This is a genomic window from Mesorhizobium sp. ES1-6 (assembly GCF_020164775.1).
GTDB lineage: Bacteria > Pseudomonadota > Alphaproteobacteria > Rhizobiales > Rhizobiaceae > Mesorhizobium.
Genome location: NZ_JAIUGU010000010.1, coordinates 151461 through 169063, shown reverse-complemented (window position 1 = coordinate 169063; position 17603 = coordinate 151461). Strand labels below are relative to the sequence as shown.

General features: G+C 63.6%; 24 protein-coding genes and 1 riboswitch. Of the genes, 9 read left to right on the top strand and 15 right to left on the bottom strand.

All coding sequences use genetic code 11. The features are described from left to right. Positions 1 to 9: 9 nt before the first annotated feature. Together LB564_RS23010 and LB564_RS23005 are read right to left on the bottom strand one after the other, a co-directional pair. Entirely contained in the window at positions 10 to 798 is a 789-nt protein-coding gene (locus LB564_RS23010) for an ABC transporter ATP-binding protein (RefSeq protein WP_224541182.1), read from the bottom strand. Then, a complete protein-coding gene (locus LB564_RS23005) occupies positions 795 to 1157 on the bottom strand; it encodes a DUF1636 family protein (protein WP_224541180.1) in 363 nt (120 codons plus the stop codon). The genes LB564_RS23010 and LB564_RS23005 overlap by 4 nt, the downstream gene beginning before the upstream one ends. Positions 1158 to 1297: 140 nt before the next feature. After that, a riboswitch (cobalamin riboswitch) is annotated at positions 1298 to 1505 on the bottom strand. 251 nt (positions 1506 to 1756) lie between these two features. Here LB564_RS23005 and LB564_RS23000 point away from each other — a divergent pair. Further along, complete coding sequence (locus LB564_RS23000) at positions 1757 to 2590, top strand: AraC family transcriptional regulator (protein WP_224541179.1); 834 nt, start codon at positions 1757 to 1759, stop codon at positions 2588 to 2590. Between the two features lie 60 nt (positions 2591 to 2650). Here LB564_RS23000 and LB564_RS22995 read toward each other — a convergent pair whose 3' ends face one another. From LB564_RS22995 to LB564_RS22975, 5 genes are all read right to left on the bottom strand, one after another. Continuing rightward, positions 2651 to 2965: an antibiotic biosynthesis monooxygenase family protein gene (locus tag LB564_RS22995; RefSeq protein ID WP_224541177.1), complete on the bottom strand. Its 315-nt coding sequence runs from the start codon at positions 2963 to 2965 to the stop codon at positions 2651 to 2653. 241 nt (positions 2966 to 3206) lie between these two features. Further along, positions 3207 to 4157, bottom strand: coding sequence for a helix-turn-helix domain-containing GNAT family N-acetyltransferase (locus LB564_RS22990; protein WP_224541175.1), 951 nt, complete (start codon positions 4155 to 4157; stop codon positions 3207 to 3209). Between the two features lie 70 nt (positions 4158 to 4227). Next, entirely contained in the window at positions 4228 to 5373 is a 1146-nt protein-coding gene (locus tag LB564_RS22985) for a DSD1 family PLP-dependent enzyme (RefSeq protein WP_224541173.1), read from the bottom strand. Further along, complete coding sequence (locus LB564_RS22980) at positions 5370 to 6650, bottom strand: D-arabinono-1,4-lactone oxidase (RefSeq protein ID WP_224541171.1); 1281 nt, start codon at positions 6648 to 6650, stop codon at positions 5370 to 5372. The genes LB564_RS22985 and LB564_RS22980 overlap by 4 nt, the downstream gene beginning before the upstream one ends. 6 nt (positions 6651 to 6656) lie before the next feature. Beyond that, positions 6657 to 7844, bottom strand: a complete 1188-nt coding sequence (locus tag LB564_RS22975; protein ID WP_224541168.1) for an MFS transporter — start codon at positions 7842 to 7844, stop codon at positions 6657 to 6659. Positions 7845 to 7968: 124 nt separating this feature from the next. Here LB564_RS22975 and LB564_RS22970 point away from each other — a divergent pair, with 124 nt between their 5' ends. After that, positions 7969 to 8595 carry a TetR/AcrR family transcriptional regulator gene (locus tag LB564_RS22970; protein ID WP_224541166.1) on the top strand — a complete coding sequence of 209 codons (627 nt, stop codon included), beginning with the start codon at positions 7969 to 7971 and terminating at the stop codon, positions 8593 to 8595. 67 nt (positions 8596 to 8662) lie between these two features. Here LB564_RS22970 and LB564_RS22965 read toward each other — a convergent pair whose 3' ends face one another. Beyond that, complete coding sequence (locus LB564_RS22965) at positions 8663 to 9514, bottom strand: hypothetical protein (RefSeq protein WP_224541164.1); 852 nt, start codon at positions 9512 to 9514, stop codon at positions 8663 to 8665. A 72-nt stretch (positions 9515 to 9586) separates the two neighbouring features. On the opposite strand from LB564_RS22965, the gene LB564_RS22960 reads away from it, so the two are divergent. The 5 genes from LB564_RS22960 (at position 9587) to LB564_RS22940 (ending at position 13389) form a co-directional block, all read left to right on the top strand. Then, positions 9587 to 10381, top strand: a complete 795-nt coding sequence (locus LB564_RS22960; RefSeq protein WP_224541162.1) for a class I SAM-dependent methyltransferase — start codon at positions 9587 to 9589, stop codon at positions 10379 to 10381. Between the two features lie 231 nt (positions 10382 to 10612). Further along, the gene (gene groES / locus LB564_RS22955) at positions 10613 to 10909 is read left to right on the top strand and encodes a co-chaperone GroES (RefSeq protein ID WP_006203049.1); all 297 of its coding nucleotides are present in this window, start codon (positions 10613 to 10615) and stop codon (positions 10907 to 10909) included. A gap of 62 nt (positions 10910 to 10971) precedes the next feature. Further along, the gene (gene groL, locus LB564_RS22950; protein WP_140707162.1) at positions 10972 to 12627 is read left to right on the top strand and encodes a chaperonin GroEL; all 1656 of its coding nucleotides are present in this window, start codon (positions 10972 to 10974) and stop codon (positions 12625 to 12627) included. Positions 12628 to 12718: 91 nt separating this feature from the next. Beyond that, entirely contained in the window at positions 12719 to 12982 is a 264-nt protein-coding gene (locus LB564_RS22945) for a type II toxin-antitoxin system HicA family toxin (RefSeq protein WP_318012841.1), read from the top strand. A gap of 5 nt (positions 12983 to 12987) precedes the next feature. Beyond that, complete coding sequence (locus LB564_RS22940; protein ID WP_224541160.1) at positions 12988 to 13389, top strand: type II toxin-antitoxin system HicB family antitoxin; 402 nt, start codon at positions 12988 to 12990, stop codon at positions 13387 to 13389. 1 nt (position 13390) lies between these two features. On the opposite strand, the gene LB564_RS22935 is transcribed toward LB564_RS22940, so the two are convergent. Further along, complete coding sequence (locus LB564_RS22935) at positions 13391 to 13999, bottom strand: TetR/AcrR family transcriptional regulator (protein ID WP_140707166.1); 609 nt, start codon at positions 13997 to 13999, stop codon at positions 13391 to 13393. A 173-nt stretch (positions 14000 to 14172) separates the two neighbouring features. Between LB564_RS22935 and LB564_RS22930 the strand changes: the two genes are divergently transcribed. Both LB564_RS22930 and LB564_RS22925 read left to right on the top strand, forming a co-directional pair. Further along, the gene (locus LB564_RS22930) at positions 14173 to 14607 is read left to right on the top strand and encodes an OsmC family protein (RefSeq protein WP_224541159.1); all 435 of its coding nucleotides are present in this window, start codon (positions 14173 to 14175) and stop codon (positions 14605 to 14607) included. A 19-nt stretch (positions 14608 to 14626) separates the two neighbouring features. After that, on the top strand, positions 14627 to 15013 hold the full coding sequence (locus LB564_RS22925; RefSeq protein WP_140707168.1) for a nuclear transport factor 2 family protein: 387 nt from the start codon (positions 14627 to 14629) through the stop codon (positions 15011 to 15013). Between the two features lie 10 nt (positions 15014 to 15023). On the opposite strand, the gene LB564_RS22920 is transcribed toward LB564_RS22925, so the two are convergent. The 6 genes from LB564_RS22920 to LB564_RS22895 form a co-directional block, all read right to left on the bottom strand. Then, the gene (locus tag LB564_RS22920; RefSeq protein ID WP_224541157.1) at positions 15024 to 15635 is read right to left on the bottom strand and encodes a LysE family translocator; all 612 of its coding nucleotides are present in this window, start codon (positions 15633 to 15635) and stop codon (positions 15024 to 15026) included. Positions 15636 to 15718: 83 nt separating this feature from the next. After that, the gene (locus LB564_RS22915) at positions 15719 to 16078 is read right to left on the bottom strand and encodes a YkgJ family cysteine cluster protein (protein ID WP_224541155.1); all 360 of its coding nucleotides are present in this window, start codon (positions 16076 to 16078) and stop codon (positions 15719 to 15721) included. Between the two features lie 4 nt (positions 16079 to 16082). After that, a complete protein-coding gene (locus tag LB564_RS22910; RefSeq protein WP_140707171.1) occupies positions 16083 to 16235 on the bottom strand; it encodes a hypothetical protein in 153 nt (50 codons plus the stop codon). Between the two features lies 1 nt (position 16236). After that, entirely contained in the window at positions 16237 to 16641 is a 405-nt protein-coding gene (locus LB564_RS22905) for a hypothetical protein (RefSeq protein WP_140707173.1), read from the bottom strand. Then, positions 16641 to 16868 (bottom strand): hypothetical protein, encoded by a 228-nt coding sequence (locus LB564_RS22900; RefSeq protein WP_224541154.1) that lies wholly within the window; start codon positions 16866 to 16868, stop codon positions 16641 to 16643. Before LB564_RS22900 ends, LB564_RS22905 begins: the two co-directional genes overlap by 1 nt. A gap of 319 nt (positions 16869 to 17187) precedes the next feature. After that, a complete protein-coding gene (locus LB564_RS22895) occupies positions 17188 to 17397 on the bottom strand; it encodes a cold-shock protein (RefSeq protein WP_010915421.1) in 210 nt (69 codons plus the stop codon). Positions 17398 to 17603 lie beyond the last annotated feature (206 nt).

The window sequence follows — 17603 nt, the reverse complement described above, 5'->3', positions numbered from 1 at the left end:
AGAGGGCGATCAGGATGGCGGCGCGGCGCGGTTCGGGAGCTCGAACACCGTCAGCTCGCGATCCTCGGTGGGATGGCGCAGGCGGAACACGTCGACGCCGAAAATCTCGCGGATCAGCTGCTGGGTCAGCGCCTCGTGCGGCGGCGCCAGAGCCTGCAGCCGCGCCTCATTCATCACCGCGACCTTGGTGGCAAAGGGCGCCACCAGCGTCAGATCGTGCAGCACGGCGATCACCGTCATGCCCAAGCCGGCCACCAGTTCGAGCAGTTGCGCGCGAGCGCGCGGGTCGAGGTGGTTGGTCGGTTCGTCGAGAAACAGGATCTTGGGCACCTGCGCGATGGCTCGGGCAAGCTGGGCGCGCTGGCGTTCGCCACCCGACAGCGAGCCGATGGTGCGGCCGAGCAGCGGCAACAGGCCCGTCCGGCGCAGCGCGTCCACGACAATGTCGCGCTCCTCGCCCCGGCGCCCCAGGCCGGCATGCGGGACGCGGCCGAGCTCGACATAGTCGATCACCGCCAGACGCGGATCCGGCTGGTCGGTCTGGCCGACGACGGCGATATGCAGGGCCCGCTCGGCCGGCGAAATCCTGTCCAGGCGTCGCCCGCCAAGCCTCACCTCGCCCGAACTTGGCCTTAGCATGCCGGACAACATGCGCAGCAGCGTGGTCTTGCCGGCGCCGTTGGGACCAATGATGGCGAGGCGGTCGCCTGATGTCACCGACAGGCTGACGGCATCGACCAGAGTCCGGCCATTCGCCGTCGCGCTCAGGTCGCGCGCATCGAGAAGCGGCGTTGTCATCGATTGCCATCCGCCGGCTTGCCCGGTGCCGGGATGCGGGCCAGCGTCTTGCCGGCCAGGCGCGGCGGACGTTGTCCGGAATTGCACCAGCCGTCGGCAAGCGAAGCGTAGAGCCTGGCAAACCGCACGAGATCGCCAGCGTCGGCCTCTGCATCGATCGAGCCGAAGAGATAGGCGGCTTTGCCCGGCGCCTGGAAGGCCACTGCCAGGGGGCGCGCGCATCCCGCCATGCAAGCCACGCCCTCGACCGTGAAATCACGCATCAGGTCAGGCTGGGCCGAGAGACGGGAGCGCAATTCGGCGCACAGAGCTTCGCCAGACCTGACGCCGGTCGGCACGTCGCGGCAAAGCGTGCACACGATGATCTGGTGCCTTTGGGTGCGGTGAATACGATCGATTGCGCCGTACAACGTCCCGTCACTTTCACAACTGGCGACGGAAGGATGTTGGTCGACCGGCCGACAAGACCGATGTCCACGTTTCCTCCCGGCACACCCCGTCCGGTCAACTCGGTGATGGCAGGTCTCCTGGCTCACGGGTCTCCGCGCAATCCTGCCTTCCCAGCCTTGCCGGCCAGTGGCGTTCCGGATCTTGCTCGCCGCTTACAGTTGCGGGGGCAGCCGCGGCCTCGACCCAAATCGGATCCCACCGCGTTCCCTTTTCACCCCTCGCCTTTCGGCTCGGGGACCATCACGAGTCGCAGCCTAGGCCGCGAGCGGCGCCGAGGCAAGACGATCATTATGTTCTGTTATAACAATACATGCACTCAGTCAATCGCTGCCGACACGGCCATCACCGTGCTGTTCGACGGTACCTTGCCGACACGGCCATCCGAGCCGATCACAGCAGGCACCCAATGAGAACGCGCGACCGCTTGCCCATTTGCGCCATGCGCAATTTCGATCAAACTGGGCGGGCTGCGAGGCGCCAGGATGCGGATGCCAAATGCGAGGAGCACATGAACCCGACCGAGAAAGCGCTATGGTTTGTCGAAAGCCATCTGCCTGACGTCGTTACGCTCGACGACGTCGCGCAAAGCAGTGGCGTGTCGCGCTTTCATGTGACGCGCGCCTTCGGCGCCGCCACCGGTCGCTCCGTCATGGGCTACATGCGCTCGCGCCGGCTGACCGAGGCGGCGCGCAAGCTGGCTGGCGGAGCGCCCGACATTCTCAGCATCGCGCTCGAAGCCAGCTACAACTCGCATGAGGCTTTCACCCGTGCCTTCCGCGACCAGTTCGGCACCACGCCGGAACTGGTGCGCGCGCAAGGCTCGACCAAGTCCCTCGACCTCGTGGAGCCTATCCTGATGGACAGTTCACTTCTCACCACACTCCAGCCGCCGCGCTTCGAGACCAGCCGGCCCTTCCTCGTCGCCGGGCTCGGCGAGCGCTACAGCTGCGAATCCAGTGCCGGGATTCCGATGCAGTGGCAGCGCTTCGCTCCATACATCGGTAACATACAAGGCGAGATTTCAGGCGTTTTCTACGGCGTCTGCCTCAATGGCGACGATGCCGGCAATTTCGACTATGTCGTCGGCGTCGAGGTGCGCGACTTCGCGGATCTGCCGAAGGAATTCTACCGGGTGCGGGTGCCGGCACAGAAATATGCCGTGTTCACGCATCGCGAGCACATCTCGACCATCCGGCGTACGATCAACACGATCTGGAACAGCTGGCTGCCCGCCTCAGGCCATGAAATCGCCGACGCGCCGGAATTCGAGCGCTATGGCCCTGAATTCGACGCCCGCACCGGCAATGGTGGGCTGGAGATCTGGGTGCCGGTCAAATCATAGGGGCTGGATGCCGAATGGGCCACGCCCCGGCAGCAGCCGAGGCGCGGCCCGCCGGCTCGCCTATTCCACGGTGAGCGCGACCTCATAGAGGCCGGGATGGGCCTGCCCCAGAGCCTGGTTGCGATCGAGGAAACCGCTCGTCCGCAGATGCTCGAAGACGCGCCGCATGGCCGCCTGATCCCGCGCCTGCGCATAGTTGACGACGCGTGTGCCGTCGAGTTCCCTGTGCAGGCTGGCCGACATCCAGCCGGGAATGCCACGACAACTCATTGCCGCCTCCCGCAAAAGGTCGATCAGCGCCTGCTGTCCGCCCTCGGGCACGGTGAAGACGTTGATCTGGGTGATGACGCCGGTGTCGGCGCGAATGATGGGCATTGTCTCTTCTCCTTCGTTGGCGCCTGGCACACGAAGGAACGCCGATCGGCGGGACCCCGAACGCCAAGCCCGGCGTCAAAGCACGCCGTGGCTTGCCGTGGGTTCCCATTCTGGATGGGAACGGAGCTTCCATCTGACGGAAGGGAGCGGGCTTACCGTTTGCCGCTCCAGGGTCCTTTTCGACCCGTATTCGATACCATTGGCGCAAACCGCCAGCAACCGGGCATTGCCGGACAGCTCGCTAGAGATCGAGATCCCAGTTCTGGCCAACCAGATCCTTGCCGAAGGAATGGTGGGGTTCTTCCTCGGTCAGCCTGAAACCCGCTGCCTGGTAGATGTGCCGGGCGGCGGTCAGAATGTCGTTGGTCCATAAGGTCAGCGTCTTGTAACCCCTGGCGCGGGCAAAGCCGATGCATTCCTCGACCAGGCGCTTGCCGATGCCGAGGCCCCGCGCCGAAGGTTCGACATAAAGGAGCCGCAGCTTGGCCACCTGGTCGGACTTGCGCACGACGAAGACCGAGCCGACGACCTCGCCTTCCCGTTCGGCGATCCAGCCGCGCTCCCATTTCGGATCGTAGGATTTTACGAAATTGGCCAGGATTTCGGCGACCAGCGCTTCATAGGTTTCGTCCCAGCCATAGTCCTGGGCGTAGAGCATCCCTTGCCGGCGGGTGATCCAGCCGATGTCGCCGACCTGCGGCGGCCGCAGCAGGTAAGGGATTTTCGGCTCGGCACCGTCATCCAGCAGTCGCTGTACCGTGCGCATGGACTTGACCAGCCGGTCTTGCTCCGAGGCAGGCAGCCGATCGAGCAGCGCCGCGACCTGGTCGTGCGAATCCTTGTTCAGCGGCGCGAAGGCGTTCCTGCCCGCCGGCGTCAGCGCGATCGTCGACTGCCGCGCGTCCGAAGCAAGGGTGGCCCTGGAGATGAGGTGAAGGCGCTCGAACTTCTTCAGCAAACGGCTGACATAACCGGCATCGAGGCCGAGATCGCGCCCGAGGTCGGTCGCGGTCAGTCCGTCACGATGCGCCAGCTCGTACAGCACCCGCGCCTCGGTCAACGAGAAGGCGCTCTTCAGCAGCCCTTCGTCGAGCAGCCCGATCTGACGCGTGTAGAACCGGTTGAAGGCCCGAACCGCATCGATCCGATCCTTGTTGGGCGCAGCGTTGTCGGGCTGATGGTGAATGGTCATGGACATCTCCTGTCCAAACACGATCGCCCATTTAGTTGACGCAGTCAACTATTAGAGACGGTCTGCCCCATCACATCATCGGCAATACCGGCCAGCGATCCACGATCTTGCCACGGGAAAGAACCGCGATCGGCCCGAACTGCTGCAGCACGGCCTCGCTCTGCGTCGGCCGCAGGAAAGCGTAGTCGTCGGGCTTTGCGGTCGAGTCGGTTGGCAGGCCCATGAATTGCTGGTTGGAGGACAGGCCGAGCAGGCCGTTCGTCTTCATGCCCTCGGGAAACACCGGCTCGGCCATCCATTTGCCGCCATAGAGGTAGCAGCCCTTGCGGGGAAACCGGCCGAGCGCCTGCAGCAGGCGCGAGACCGCCGGTGGGCCGGGCAGCATCGGCTCGACCACTTTCAGGATCGGCGTCGCGATGAAGGCGGCCGGCTGAAAGCCATCGAGGCCTGGCGTGTCGAAATCGCCAGGCAGCACGAAGGCAGAGCCCATCGACACTTCATTGGCGGTACCGCCATGATGAAGCAGCGCGGTCTTGCTGCCGCCAATGTTGAGAATGCTTCGCTGGTCGGCGCCGAGGCGCGCCACGAAAGCCGCAACTCGTTCCGAGGCTTGCACCAACGCCTTGGCCGGCCCGCCGAACAGGCCCGGTATGTGCGGCGCATGCGCCTCATAGGCCATGACGCCTTCGCAGCGCAGCCCTTTGTGGGTCGGCAGCAATTTCAAAGCCCGCGACAAGGCCTCCGGTTCGGCGAAGCCGCCACGATGCAACCCGACATCGATTTCGAAAGCGATGCGCAGCTCGACACCGAGTTCGTCGGCGAGCGCGCCATACTCCGCCAGCCTCTCCTGGGTATCGATCAGCCAGCAGACGCGCGACCAGGCCGTATCGCCCCTCGAAAGCACCGCCCTTGCCGCGCCTACCGGCATCGGCTTGCCATAAAGGAGATCGGCGTGCGAAAACGCCGTCAATACCGCCTCGCTGATCGGCGGATGGAAGGTCATGAAACGGTGGGTTCCAAGCGTCTTGCCGATATGGGCAAGCAGCGGCAGGCAAGCGAGCGACTTGTCGACCAGCCGCACGGCGAGGCCGGGATCGAGCCTCTCCCTGACCAGGGCGATGTTGTTGTCCAGCCGGTCACGGTCGAGCAGCAGGCAAGGCTGGAAAATGCCCGCCTCTCTCAGCGCATCCGAAAGCGTCGCGAAGTAAACCTTCATTGATCGATGCCAAACAGCTCGGCCATGTAGGGCGAGACGAAACGGTTTTGCGGATCGATGTCGCGGCGCACCGCCATGGCATCGTCCCAGCGCGGATAGAGCTTTTTCAGGTCGGCCGCCTTTAGGCTGTGCATCTTGCCCCAATGCGGCCTGCCGCCATATCGGCGGAAGATCGGTTCGGCCGCGCGCATGAACGGCAGCGGATCGCTCGCCGCGTCATGGTGGATCGCGATGGAACAGGTGAGCCTTTTGTGAAAGGGCGAGAGCCAGAATTCGTCCGGTGCCACCGACCGCACTTCCATCGGGAAATAGACCTCTGGAAAATGCTTCTCGGTCAGGTCGATGATCTCGGCCAGCGCCTTCGGCCCCTCCTCGAAGGGAAGGTGATATTCCATCTCGTTGAACCGGGTCTGCCGGTCGCTGGCATAGACGTTGAGCCAGTCCTGCACATAGTCCTCGGCCGGCACCTTGGCGACCGCGCCCAGGATCAGCCGGCGGCGCAGCGACGGCAGCCAGGCAAGCCCGGTGCGCAGGCGGCGCAGTGTGCGCAAGGAGCCCTCGTCATCGTCGGTCGGGCGCGTCGTCGTCGCTTCGGTGCTAAAGTCGCTGGCGATGAACTGCGCGTAACCGGAAAACGGAATGTAGTAGAATTCGGCCGAGCGATGGGCGGCCATCATCGTTTCGAAATCGCGCAGCATGTCGGCGATCGGCAGCACCCATTTGCGGCGGCGCAACCGGTAGGTCGCGATGTTGTTCAGCGTCACGTCGCTGAGCACACCGAAGGCGCCGAGCGCGACGCCGATGGCATGGATCGTCTCCTGGTCCCCGTCCCGCTTGAATTCACGGACCTTGCCCAGCCCGTCGACGATCTGCACCGTGTCCAGTTGCGTGTGATAGGCACCGAGCGTCGGCCCAGAGCCATGTGTGGCCGTGCCCAGCGCGCCGCCTATCGCCTGACGGTCGATGTCGCCCATATTGGGCAGGCCCTGGCCGATGCCTTGCAGGATGTGCATGAGCAAACCAAGCCGCGTCCCTGCCCGCACGCGTGCCTGATTTTCTTTCGCGTTATGCGAGACCAGGCCTTCGAGCTTCTCCAGCGACAGGATCGTGCCTTGCGACTTGACCAGCGGCGTGAAGGAGTGACCTGCGCCGACGACGCGGACCGGAGCGGGCGCGGTGCGGATGAGATCGCCCAGTTCGCCGGCATCGGCGGGGCTCGCCATCAGCCGTGGCTCCGCGGTGACAAAGCCCGACCAGTTGCTCCAGCTGTTCGACATGGCCGCTCACGCAACCGCGCGGCGACGCCGCGCCACGAGGACAAACAGACCGAGCAGCGCCACGCTGGCGACGGCGCTCGCGGCGGCGAATTCGGGAACCGGGCGAAAATCCTTGCCGTCGATGAGCAGCGACGCCGCGACCGGCCCGATCGCCAGGCCGAAAAGCTGGGCGGCAGGGACAAGCAGCACGGCGGTGCGCGTCTCATCGGCGGTGATCGCCAGCCGGATCTGGTAGGGCACGATGAACAGCAGGATAAAACCCATGACCAGGGCGGCGACCCAGAATGTCGTGAGGCCAGGTCCGCTGGCAAGCACGAGCGAGGCGGCAAGCGCGACGATGCCGATCGCCGCGATGGCAAGGCGATAGTCGATGCGCGCCTCGAACACGGTCGCCGTCATCGCGCCCAGCACCTGCACCGCAAGGCTGGCCGAGACGATCAGCCCGACGGTGCGGCCATCGATGCCGAACTGGGCGCCGAGCGGCTCCAGAAACGCCCATACCGCACCGAAGAACATGAAGTAGCAGAAGACGCACAACAGCGCGGTGATCGAAGGAACGGTCAGCACATTGGCGAGGTTCTCGTCCTTCGGCAGGTCGGCATAGTCGGAGGGGACAGCGAAGGCGACCACCAGCGACGCGACACAGACGGCGGCAAGAACGAGGAAGCCACCGGCCGACCCGGCGGCAGGGATGACATAAAGGGCCAGCAGCAGGGCCAGAGCGCATTGCGCCAAGGTCTGCATGGTGACGAAAAAGCCGCCGATGCGTTCGGCGCGCCGCGAGCGGGCAATCAGTTCGGTGGCGACGGCGACGAGGCCGCCTTCGGCAAGACCGGCCAGGGCGCGTGCCGCCATCAACGTGTTGGCGCCGGCGGCATAGGCCGTCCACACATTGGCCAGCGCCAGGAGCAGCAGGAGGATCGCACTCTTCCAGCGCATGTTGTGCGCCGAGAGCAGCATCGCCACGATCGCCGAACCGATCGCGATGGCGATCATCTCGGCGGTGGCGACCAATGCCAGTTCGTCACCGCTGACATGGCCCTCGGTATAGAGGGCGCCGAGCAGGACAGGCTGCAGACCAAGAATGAGCAGGCCGACCGACCCGATCCACAAGGCCGAAGCGAGTTGCGCGCCGGTCGGGTTACCGACCAGCCAATCGCCATCGCCCTGAACACCGGTGCTTGTCGAAGTCAAAGGCGCCTCCCAACGTCCTTGCCGCGCGGCGGAAAAGCTGACAATCTGTCAGCATTTCAGAAACTGATACTTGATCATATTTTTTGTCAACCGGAATTTGGGAACTCGTGCGAAAGATCGGTGCATGACGCAAGCAAATCGGACGGCCACCGAACCCAGGCGTCGACCCAAGCAGGAGCGCAGCCGCGAGCGCATCGACGCCATCCTGTCGACCACCATGCGGCTGATCGGCGAGAAGGGCATCGACGCCGTCACCATGAAGGAGGTCGGGGCGCTGGCGGGCGGGCCGATCGCCACCGTCTACCACTACTTCCCCAACAAGTCGGCGATCCTGGCGATGCTCTACGAGCGGTTTTCAGAGGTCAGCCGCGCGCGCTTCGGCGCGATCATCGCCGAAATCCAGGAGCCGGGCGACGTGACCGCTGCCGCGGACCGCCTGCTCGACGACTATTTTGGCCGTGTCTCGGCGGACCCGGCCATTCAGGATCTGCAGAACGCCATCCAGGCCGACAAGGCGCTGCAGCATCTCGACATCGCCGAGACGCGGCATCAGTCGAAGATATTCTGCGACCATGTCGGCCCGATGCTCCAGGCCGGGCAGCGCGAGCCGTTCGCGCGCCTGGTCTTTCTGATATTCCAGCTTGCCGGCGGTGTCGTGCGCCTGGCGCTGACGCAGGACCAGGAAGAGGGCCGGCGCACGATCGAGGACTACCGGTCAATCATCCACACCCAGTTGCGGGGGTTTTTGTAGGCCCTGGTGATCACAGTGAACCTGCCCGAGTAAGACGTGTCTGCCGGCATGAAGGTCCAAACGCCGGTCATGTTACCTCGCGGATGAGGCTCTCGAAGCCGTCCGCAAGATTGGCATTGCCGGCGGCAAGAAAGGCGGAAAGGTTGCGGGCGCCGCCGGGTGTCTTGTTGGCGTCGAGCAGCACCGCCCTGCCCTCGTGCATGACAAAGTCGAACTTGCCGTAGTCAAAGCCAAGCTCGCGCCTCAGCGCGCGAAGCTCCTCAGGGACCGGAACCGCCTCACGACGGATCGTGTCGTCGCCCTTGACGAGGCTTTGCGGCGAGACATGGCGGGTGCAGCGCTCGCGCTCCCCGCAAAATATCCAGAAGCGGGCGCCAAAGCCGTCCGGTTCAGGCTCGGGAATGAATTTTTCGACGACGAGGTCCCCACGGTCGAACACCGCGGGCTCGACATCCGAAAGGGACGCACAGACGCGGTAACCCTCGACAAGCTTGGTGCCGGGAAATGGCTCCGGCTTTCCGGCACGTCGCGATCGCCGGTTAAGCGACTGCTCACGCATTCCCAGATTGTTGAGATTGCTCTTGACGATGACCGGCCCTGGCCAATCGTCATCCCTACCGATCACGGCGCCGCTGACACGGCGCTTGGAGATGTCGGCTGCCCCGACGTTCAGGCAGAAGGGAAAAGCACGCGCGTATTCGACATATTCGGGCGGCGTCACGGTCGCATCGACATGCAGCACCGCTATATCCGCCTCGGGCTTCGCCGACGTTCCTGACAGTATGCGGACGGAATGGCCGCGCCGCTTCAGTTCTTCCAGCAGATCGAAGAGCATATAGGGACTGTCGCGGCGCAACAGTGGGCCGCGCCAGCGTTGGAACCTGTCGAACTCATGCGTAATAACCGCGATGCGTGTCATGCGCCCCCGCACTTGGTTTCATAAGCGTCCTCGATTATGCGTTTGAATACAATGCTGGCTTGGGGGCCAGGGATGACCGACCATTGGAATGCCATTCGCCGGCACTGGGAATTGCTCGGGCCACCGCTGCGACCGCCTGCCGAAGCGGTGGAAACTTACCAGCGTGAACTCTACCTTTCGGAGGCACATGTCGTTCTGCTCGGCGTGACGCCGGAACTCGCCGGGCTCGGCGCGACCATGATAGCCGTCGACGAATCCTCCGACATGATCGCCGGAATTTGGCCAGGCGATACAGCGTCGCGAAGAGCCATCATCGGCAACTGGCTCGACCTGCCGGATTCCGGCGCAAGCGTCGACGCGGTGATCGGCGACGGCTGCCTGTCGGCGCTAGGCTTTTCAGCCGCGCGCGAGGCGCTGTTCGCGGCGATCGCCAGGGTGCTGCACTTTGACGGGCGCGCGGGCCTGCGTCTCTTTGCCTGTCCCGAGACACGGGACCATCCGGCAGCGATGCAAGCGCTTGCGCTTTCTGGCGGTGTCTCCACTTTCCACGAGCTCAAATGGCGCATCGCCATGACGGCGACAGGCCCCGCTCCCGACCATGCAATTCCAGTAAAGACGATAGCGGAAAGGTTCGACGCACTATTCCCTGATCGCCAAGAGCTTTCCGCGCGTACGGGCTGGGAAATGCCCGTCATCGCCACAATCGATGTCTATCGGAACTCCCCGGCCATCTACAGTTTTGCGCCAACCATGACGCTCATCGGCGAGGCGGAAGCGTTCTTCGATAACGTCTGCATTGTTCCAACCGGCAGCTACGGGCTCGCCGAGCGATGCCCGCTTCTGGTGCTGCGGTCGCCGAGGTGCTAAATGACCTGATGAAATTCTCCGCTTTCGCTACCGGTATCCGCCGCATTCTTCGCCACGATACAGCGAGAGCAAAATTTCGCGCGACAGAGCAATTGCGAGCGCCTTGACTCTCACGGGTCACCAGCCTATTTCAGCGCCACGTTAGCACTCGCCATCAGTGAGTGCTAACCACGTGTCCGGCACCGCCGGACGGAGGAACTGTTCTCACCGTTCTCATTCGAGGAAGAAAAAATGGCAAAGTCGAAGTTCCGCCCGCTTCATGACCGCGTGGTCGTTCGCCGGGTCGAATCCGAATCCAAGACCGCCGGCGGGATCATCATCCCGGATACGGCGAAGGAAAAGCCGCAGGAAGGCGAGATCATCGCCGTCGGCTCCGGCGCCCGCGACGAAGCTGGCAAGCTGGTCCCGCTGGACGTCAAGGCGGGCGACCGCATCCTGTTCGGCAAGTGGTCGGGCACCGAAGTCAAGCTCAATGGCGAAGACCTTCTGATCATGAAGGAATCCGACATCATGGGCATCATCGGCTGATTATCGGCCTCATCGTCAACTGAATTCGGGCTTGACCCCAAGCCCTTGCCAGGAGCTAAAACATGGCTGCCAAAGATGTAAAATTCTCCCGCGACGCCCGTGAGCGCATGCTGCGCGGCGTCAACATCCTCGCCGACGCGGTGAAGGTCACGCTCGGCCCCAAGGGCCGCAACGTTGTCATCGACAAGTCGTTCGGCGCCCCGCGCATCACCAAGGACGGCGTCACCGTCGCCAAGGAAATCGAGCTTGAGGACAAGTTCGAGAACATGGGCGCGCAGATGGTCCGCGAAGTCGCTTCGAAGACCAACGACATCGCCGGCGACGGCACCACGACCGCGACCGTTCTGGCGCAGTCGATCGTCCAGGAAGGCCACAAGTCGGTTGCCGCCGGCATGAACCCGATGGACCTGAAGCGCGGCATCGATCTCGCCGTCACCGAAGTGGTCGCCGCTCTCGGCAAGGCCGCCAAGAAGATCAAGACCTCCGAGGAAGTCGCCCAGGTCGGCACGATCTCGGCCAATGGCGACGAGTCGGTCGGCAAGATGATCGCGGAAGCGATGCAGAAGGTCGGCAACGAAGGCGTCATCACCGTCGAGGAAGCCAAGACCGCCGAGACCGAGCTGGAAGTCGTCGAAGGCATGCAGTTCGACCGCGGCTACCTCTCGCCCTACTTCGTCACCAACGCCGACAAGATGGTTGCTGAGCTCGAGGACGTCTACATCCTCCTGCACGAGAAGAAGCTCTCCAACCTGCAGGCGATGCTGCCGGTTCTCGAAGCCGTCGTGCAGACCTCGAAGCCGCTGCTCATCATCTCGGAAGACGTCGAAGGCGAGGCTTTGGCCACGCTGGTCGTCAATAAGCTGCGTGGCGGCCTGAAGATCGCCGCCGTCAAGGCGCCGGGCTTTGGTGATCGCCGCAAGGCCATGCTGGAAGACATCGCCATCCTCACCGGTGGCCAGGTCATCTCGGAAGACCTCGGCATCAAGCTCGAGAACGTCGGCCTCAACATGCTCGGCCGCGCCAAGAAGGTGTCGATCTCCAAGGAGAACACCACCATCGTCGACGGCGCCGGCAAGAAGGCCGAGATCCAGGGCCGCGTTGCCCAGATCAAGCAGCAGATCGAGGAGACCACCTCGGACTACGACAAGGAGAAGCTGCAGGAACGTCTGGCGAAGCTCGCCGGCGGCGTTGCCGTGATCCGCGTCGGCGGTGCGACGGAAGTCGAAGTCAAGGAAAAGAAGGACCGCGTCGATGACGCCCTCAACGCGACCCGCGCGGCCGTGGAAGAAGGCATCGTTGCTGGCGGTGGCGTTGCCCTGCTGCGCGCTTCGGCCAACATCAAGTCGACCGGCGCCAACGCCGATCAGGCCGCTGGCATCAACATCGTGCGTCGCGCGCTGCAGGCTCCGGCCCGCCAGATCGCGGCCAACGCCGGTGCGGAAGCATCGATCGTTGCCGGCAAGATCCTCGAGAACAAGGGCGCGACCTTCGGTTACAACGCCCAGACCGGCGAATATGGCGACATGATCGTCATGGGTATCGTCGATCCGGTCAAGGTCGTGCGCACGGCTCTCCAGGACGCGGCCTCGGTCGCCGGCCTGCTCGTCACCACCGAAGCCATGATCGCCGAAGCTCCGAAGAAGGACTCGGCTGGCGGCGGCATGCCTGGCGGCATGGGCGGCGGCGGCATGGGCGGCATGGGCGGCATGGATTTCTAATCCAGCCAACCTCGCTGAGCTTACGGAAGGGCGGCCCTCGGGTCGCCCTTTTTGTTTCACCAGACCCTTAGAATAGTCGGGCGACTATGGATTGACGGCATTCGCAAGCGTTGATTTCACTCAGAGTGTGTATTATCTTACACGGGGAAATGCAGCTGTGGAACGCGATAGCCGAGCCCTGATCAAACTGCTGGAGGCTGATGGCTGGTTCAGAATTGGCGTCACCGGTTCTCACCATCATTTCAAGCACCCAACGAAATCGGGCAAGGTTACAATTCCGCATCCGCGTAAGGACATACCGACAGGGACCGTGCGCGCTTTGTTGAAGCAGGCGGGTCTTCTGAACCAAAAGTGAGAAGCTTGCGCTACATCGCCTTCATCCACAAAGAGCCGGACAGCATCTACGGCGTGAGCTTCCCGGACATGCCCGGCTGCATCTCGGCCGGAGATACGATCGACGAAGCGGTGCGCAATGCCGTCGAGGCGTTGTCGGGCCATGTCCGCATGCTGGAGGCCGACGGCGATCCGGTTCCGCCGCCTCGCGACTTTGACGCCATCATGGACGATCCTGAACTCGCTAAGAATCGCGACGGAGCCATGACGACGGTCATTCCGCTGATCCGCGATCGCGGTTCGACAACGCGGATCAACGTGTCCTTCGACCTTGGCCTCCTCGAAGCCATCGATGCCGCTGCCCGTGAGCGCGGACAAACGCGCTCGGCCTTCCTTGCTTCAGCCGCTCGCAAAGAAATTGTAGACTGATCTACGCGGCACTCTCCGCCCGCTGTGCCACCTTGCCGGCCAGCACGGCCTGTTCGACAAGCGCCGCCACCTCGTCGGCCACCGCCTGTAGCGGGGCGCGGTCGCGGGTGGCGCGCGCGATCACCATCAGCCCTTCCAGCGACGATTCGACCAGCAGCGCCAAAGCACGCGCGCGGCGCTCGGGCACCCCTGCCCTGACGAAGGCCTCGCGGAGCAAGCCGATCCACTGCTCGAAAGCGGAGCGGCACAATTCAGCTAGCTCCGGCACATCGGTTGGCGAATCCAGGACCACGGGTGCGATCGGGCAGCCTAGCGTGAATTGGTTCTCCTCGAGCATGTGTCCGACCTCCTGATAGATATGATGGACGGCCACCGCCGGATCTCGCTCGGCGGACAATGCCTCGCCCAGTCTTTGCGTCACCTTGTCGACGCTGTCGCGCGTCACCTCGACGACCAGCTGGTCCTTGCCGCCGGGGAAATGGAAGTAGAGCGAGCCTCGCGGCGCGCCGCTGGCGCTCAATATGTCGTTGAGCGAAGTGCCGTGATAGCCGCGCCGCCGCAAAAGCAGTGCCGTCGCCTCGATCATACGGTTGCGTGTGTCTGTCGCCATGTCAGCCTCTGTCAGGAAATCGCATTATAGGGCTTGCATCGAATATGACAATCGGTCTACATAATATGTAAATCGGTCTACATATTTTGAGAAGGTCAATGCGCTGTTGGCTGGCAGCGAGAGGAAGTGGTTCCGGCGCATGAACTCGAATCATCAGCACAGGAGAAAGAGCAATGACAATTCGCGACGCATCGGCCGAATGGCACGGCACACTCAAGGAAGGATCCGGCCGGCTCAGGCTGGGCAGCGGCGCTTTCGAGGGCGCCTACTCGTTCCCGTCACGCTTCGAAAACGGCCCCGGCACCAATCCGGAAGAGCTGATCGCGGCCGCCCATGCCGGCTGCTTCTCGATGGCGCTCACCGCCATGCTCGGCGCTGAAGGTTATATCGCAACCGATATCCACACGATCGCCAAGGTGCATCTGGGCGCAACCTCGGCCGGCCCGACGATTACCCGCATCGAGTTGGAGACGCAGGCGAATGTCGCGGGGCTCGCCGCCGACGACTTCGAGCGGCTGGCGCAGTCGGCCAAGGCGGGCTGCCTCGTCTCGCGGGCGCTGGCTGGCGTGGCCACGATCACGCTGAAAGCAAACCTCGTAACACCATGAAAGGAAGGAGAAAAATCCAGTGACCCAGGAATTGATCATCGACATGGCCGCGGCCAACCGTTCCGGCGCAACGGCCGAAATCATGCGGCGCTTCAACGACGTGTTCCAGCGTCATGATCCCTCGTCACTCAACGATCTGGTGGCGCAGGATTGCGTGATCGAAAACACCACACCGGCCCCGGATGGCGCGCGCCGCGAGGGCAAGGCCGCGTGCGTGGAGCTATGGTCGGCGATCGCCACCGGACCCGGCACGCGATTCGATCTCGAGGAGACTTTCGTGGCCGGCGACCGGGCGACGATCCGCTGGCGCTACTGGATGGCCGACGGCCATTCGCTGCGCGGCGTCAATTTGATGCGCGTCGCGGACGGGCGGATCGTCGAGGCAATGGGCTATGTGAAGGGCTGAACCGGGTCGATCATCTGTCGGCCAGCGCCAGCTTGGCGCCGAGCATGACGAAGGCGCCGGCAAAGGTCCGGCGCATCCAGGTCAGCACCATTGGCCGCGACACGATATGGCTGCGGATCGAAGCGGCGAAAATGCCGTAACCGACGAACACGACAAAGGTAAGCAGCATGAACACGCTGCTCAGCTCCAGCATCTTCGACAGCGCGTTGGGTTCGGTGGTGCTGACGAATTGCGGCAGGAAAGCAAAGAAGAAGATCGACAGCTTCGGGTTGAGCACGTTGACGAGGATGCCGGTGGCGATCACCTTGCCGGGAGAGCGCGGCGCGACATTGTCCTCGACGCTCAGGCCGCCCTTTTCCTTCAGCGTGTTCCAGGCCATGTAGAGCAGATAGGCGACGCCGAGATATTTCAGCGTCTCGAAGGCGACGGCACTGGTGTGCAGCAGCGCCGCAAGGCCGGTGATGGCGGCCGCCATATGCGGGATGATGCCCAGCGTGCAGCCGAAGGCCGCGATGATCGACGCACGCGCGCCGCGCGAAAGCCCGGCGCTCAGCGTGTAGAGAACGCCGGTGCCGGGCGAAGCCACGACGATCAGCGACGTCAACAGAAATTCGATGCTCAAGCCATCCTCCACAGCCCTGCCCGCGAAGAGCAAAGTACCGGGAGGCGCGGATGTCGGCAAGCGGCGCATTGCCCCGCGAGGCATTAACTTACCGGCAGCCCATGCGCCTTGCGCGCCAACAGGCACTCGGCATCGCCGGGCATGCAGGCACGGCAGACATCCGGTCGCACTTCATAGATGCCGCAAGCGGTCGACTTGCCGACTTCGCCGGAGAGGGCCGAACAGCGCACGCCCTCACAGCGCATGCCGGACAGGTCGGCCGCCACGTATTTTTCAGGAATACGGTCGAGCTGCGCGTCATCCTCGGTGGAGAAGCGCGGCCATTCGGCCGAATAGGAACAGCATGCCCCGCAACTCTGGCAGTCGAAGGCAGGAGGGCTGGACGTGGCCACCGGGGCCGACAGACCCGGAGTGGCAAGGTTGCGCTCGGCGTCCGGCGGCAAGGCGCTACTTCTTCTTCTTGCCCTTCGGTGCGTCGACCGGCGACTTGAACAGATCGGTCGCTGGCTCGGCGGCCTTCGGTGCGGCGGCCGGCTTGGCCGGCTTCGCGGCGGATACCGGCGCCGCGGGCTGGTCCTTGGCGGAGAATTTTATGGCCATGTCAGTCCTCGTTGTCGGAACGCGACGGCGCGCGTGGATTGCGCAAGCGGCCGATCAGGGCCGAAACCGCCGTGATGTTCATCTCCTCGGGCGACCAGTTCCTCGCTTCCGCGATGTGATGCGGTGCCAGCTCACGATGGGTGCTGCCGCTGTAGGCGGCGTCCTGGTAGGTCACCCGCTCCTGGGTCTTTTTGTCCTCGCGGACATATTCGATCAGGTAGTTCGGGGCTTCGGCGCGGCCGCGCACGCCGACGCGCACCTGGGCATCGCCATGGGCGCGCTTGCAGCGCTCGAGTTTCTCCAGCACGCGCCGGACATATTCGACCGGCTTGTCCAGGGTCTCGACCATGTCGGCGATGGTCGCATCGGCCGCGATCGGCGTTGGCGGTACGCGCTTGGTGGCCATCAGCGTTTTCCGGCTCGTTTTGGCAGCGCCGCGAGCGCGGCGGCGGCGGCCATGTCGTCGGCCTCCTTCTCCAGCCGCAGTTCGCGCAGGCGCGCGGTCTTGGCTTCCCGCGCCTGGCTGACGGCGTCGCGCTCGGAGATAATACGGTTAAGCGACATCGACTGGGTCTGCGTCTTGCTGAACAGCGACACGGCCGGATCGACGGCTGTCTTCGAATGGGCGGTCAAAATCTTTCTCCTGTCAGGAGCCTGGCACCGATAGGGGGACACCGGGTCTTCGGTCAGAACCATGCACAAGGCAATGCTGCAGCGTCCCTTAGCACGTTCAGCCCGATGCGCAGCGCATTTTCGGCGGCAACAAGCGTAAAATGAAAAAGGCCAGGCACCGCCTGACCTTCCCTGGAGCGCCGCGCATCCAGATGGACGCACAAGCAGGCTCCTCATGGGCAAAGGCCTTGGAAACTCAGGTTCCCGCGGCCATGCGCCCGAATTCGCCGTTCACCGGTGCCAGTACATCCGTGGTCACCGGGACGGCTGAATTCTTTCTTCAGGCCGCCTTCAACTGGTCGGCCGACATCTTGCCCGACTTGTTGTCGCGGACCATCTCGTAGCCGAGCTTCTGGCCCTCGACGATGTCGCGCATGCCGGCGCGTTCCACGGCCGAGATGTGGACGAAAACGTCGGCGGAGCCGTCGTCAGGCTGAATAAAACCAAAACCTTTGGTGGCGTTGAACCACTTAACCGTGCCGGTGCTCATGACGAACCCTTTCCATGGCAAATATTCGTTCGCCGTCATGCGGATGCACAACGCCGTCTGTCCCGATTTTTGATGTGGGAAGTTCGTCAAAGGCGCGCTCAAAAGCGCGAATAACAAAAGTCAGTCAAACAAATATCGATGATTTGCTTGTAGAGGCATTTTGGCACGATGTCAAATTTTGCTGCAAAGGGCAGCGGATCCCATTC

Bases quoted from the DNA above. Each gene is read 5' to 3' on its own strand.
- LB564_RS22930 (WP_224541159.1), top strand. From the start codon at position 14,173: ATGACAATTCGCGACGCATCGGCCGAATGGCACGGCACACTCAAGGAA.
- groL (WP_140707162.1), top strand. From the start codon at position 10,972: ATGGCTGCCAAAGATGTAAAATTCTCCCGCGACGCCCGTGAGCGCATG.
- LB564_RS22935 (WP_140707166.1), bottom strand. From the start codon at position 13,999: ATGGCGACAGACACACGCAACCGTATGATCGAGGCGACGGCACTGCTT.
- LB564_RS22985 (WP_224541173.1), bottom strand. From the start codon at position 5,373: ATGAAGGTTTACTTCGCGACGCTTTCGGATGCGCTGAGAGAGGCGGGC.
- LB564_RS22905 (WP_140707173.1), bottom strand. From the start codon at position 16,641: ATGGCCACCAAGCGCGTACCGCCAACGCCGATCGCGGCCGATGCGACC.
- LB564_RS22910 (WP_140707171.1), bottom strand. From the start codon at position 16,235: ATGGCCATAAAATTCTCCGCCAAGGACCAGCCCGCGGCGCCGGTATCC.
- LB564_RS22970 (WP_224541166.1), top strand. From the start codon at position 7,969: ATGACGCAAGCAAATCGGACGGCCACCGAACCCAGGCGTCGACCCAAG.
- LB564_RS22995 (WP_224541177.1), bottom strand. From the start codon at position 2,965: ATGCCCATCATTCGCGCCGACACCGGCGTCATCACCCAGATCAACGTC.
- LB564_RS22965 (WP_224541164.1), bottom strand. From the start codon at position 9,514: ATGACACGCATCGCGGTTATTACGCATGAGTTCGACAGGTTCCAACGC.
- LB564_RS22990 (WP_224541175.1), bottom strand. From the start codon at position 4,157: ATGACCATTCACCATCAGCCCGACAACGCTGCGCCCAACAAGGATCGG.
- LB564_RS22980 (WP_224541171.1), bottom strand. From the start codon at position 6,650: ATGTCGAACAGCTGGAGCAACTGGTCGGGCTTTGTCACCGCGGAGCCA.
- LB564_RS23010 (WP_224541182.1), bottom strand. From the start codon at position 798: ATGACAACGCCGCTTCTCGATGCGCGCGACCTGAGCGCGACGGCGAAT.
- LB564_RS23000 (WP_224541179.1), top strand. From the start codon at position 1,757: ATGAACCCGACCGAGAAAGCGCTATGGTTTGTCGAAAGCCATCTGCCT.
- LB564_RS22895 (WP_010915421.1), bottom strand. From the start codon at position 17,397: ATGAGCACCGGCACGGTTAAGTGGTTCAACGCCACCAAAGGTTTTGGT.
- LB564_RS22960 (WP_224541162.1), top strand. From the start codon at position 9,587: ATGACCGACCATTGGAATGCCATTCGCCGGCACTGGGAATTGCTCGGG.
- groES (WP_006203049.1), top strand. From the start codon at position 10,613: ATGGCAAAGTCGAAGTTCCGCCCGCTTCATGACCGCGTGGTCGTTCGC.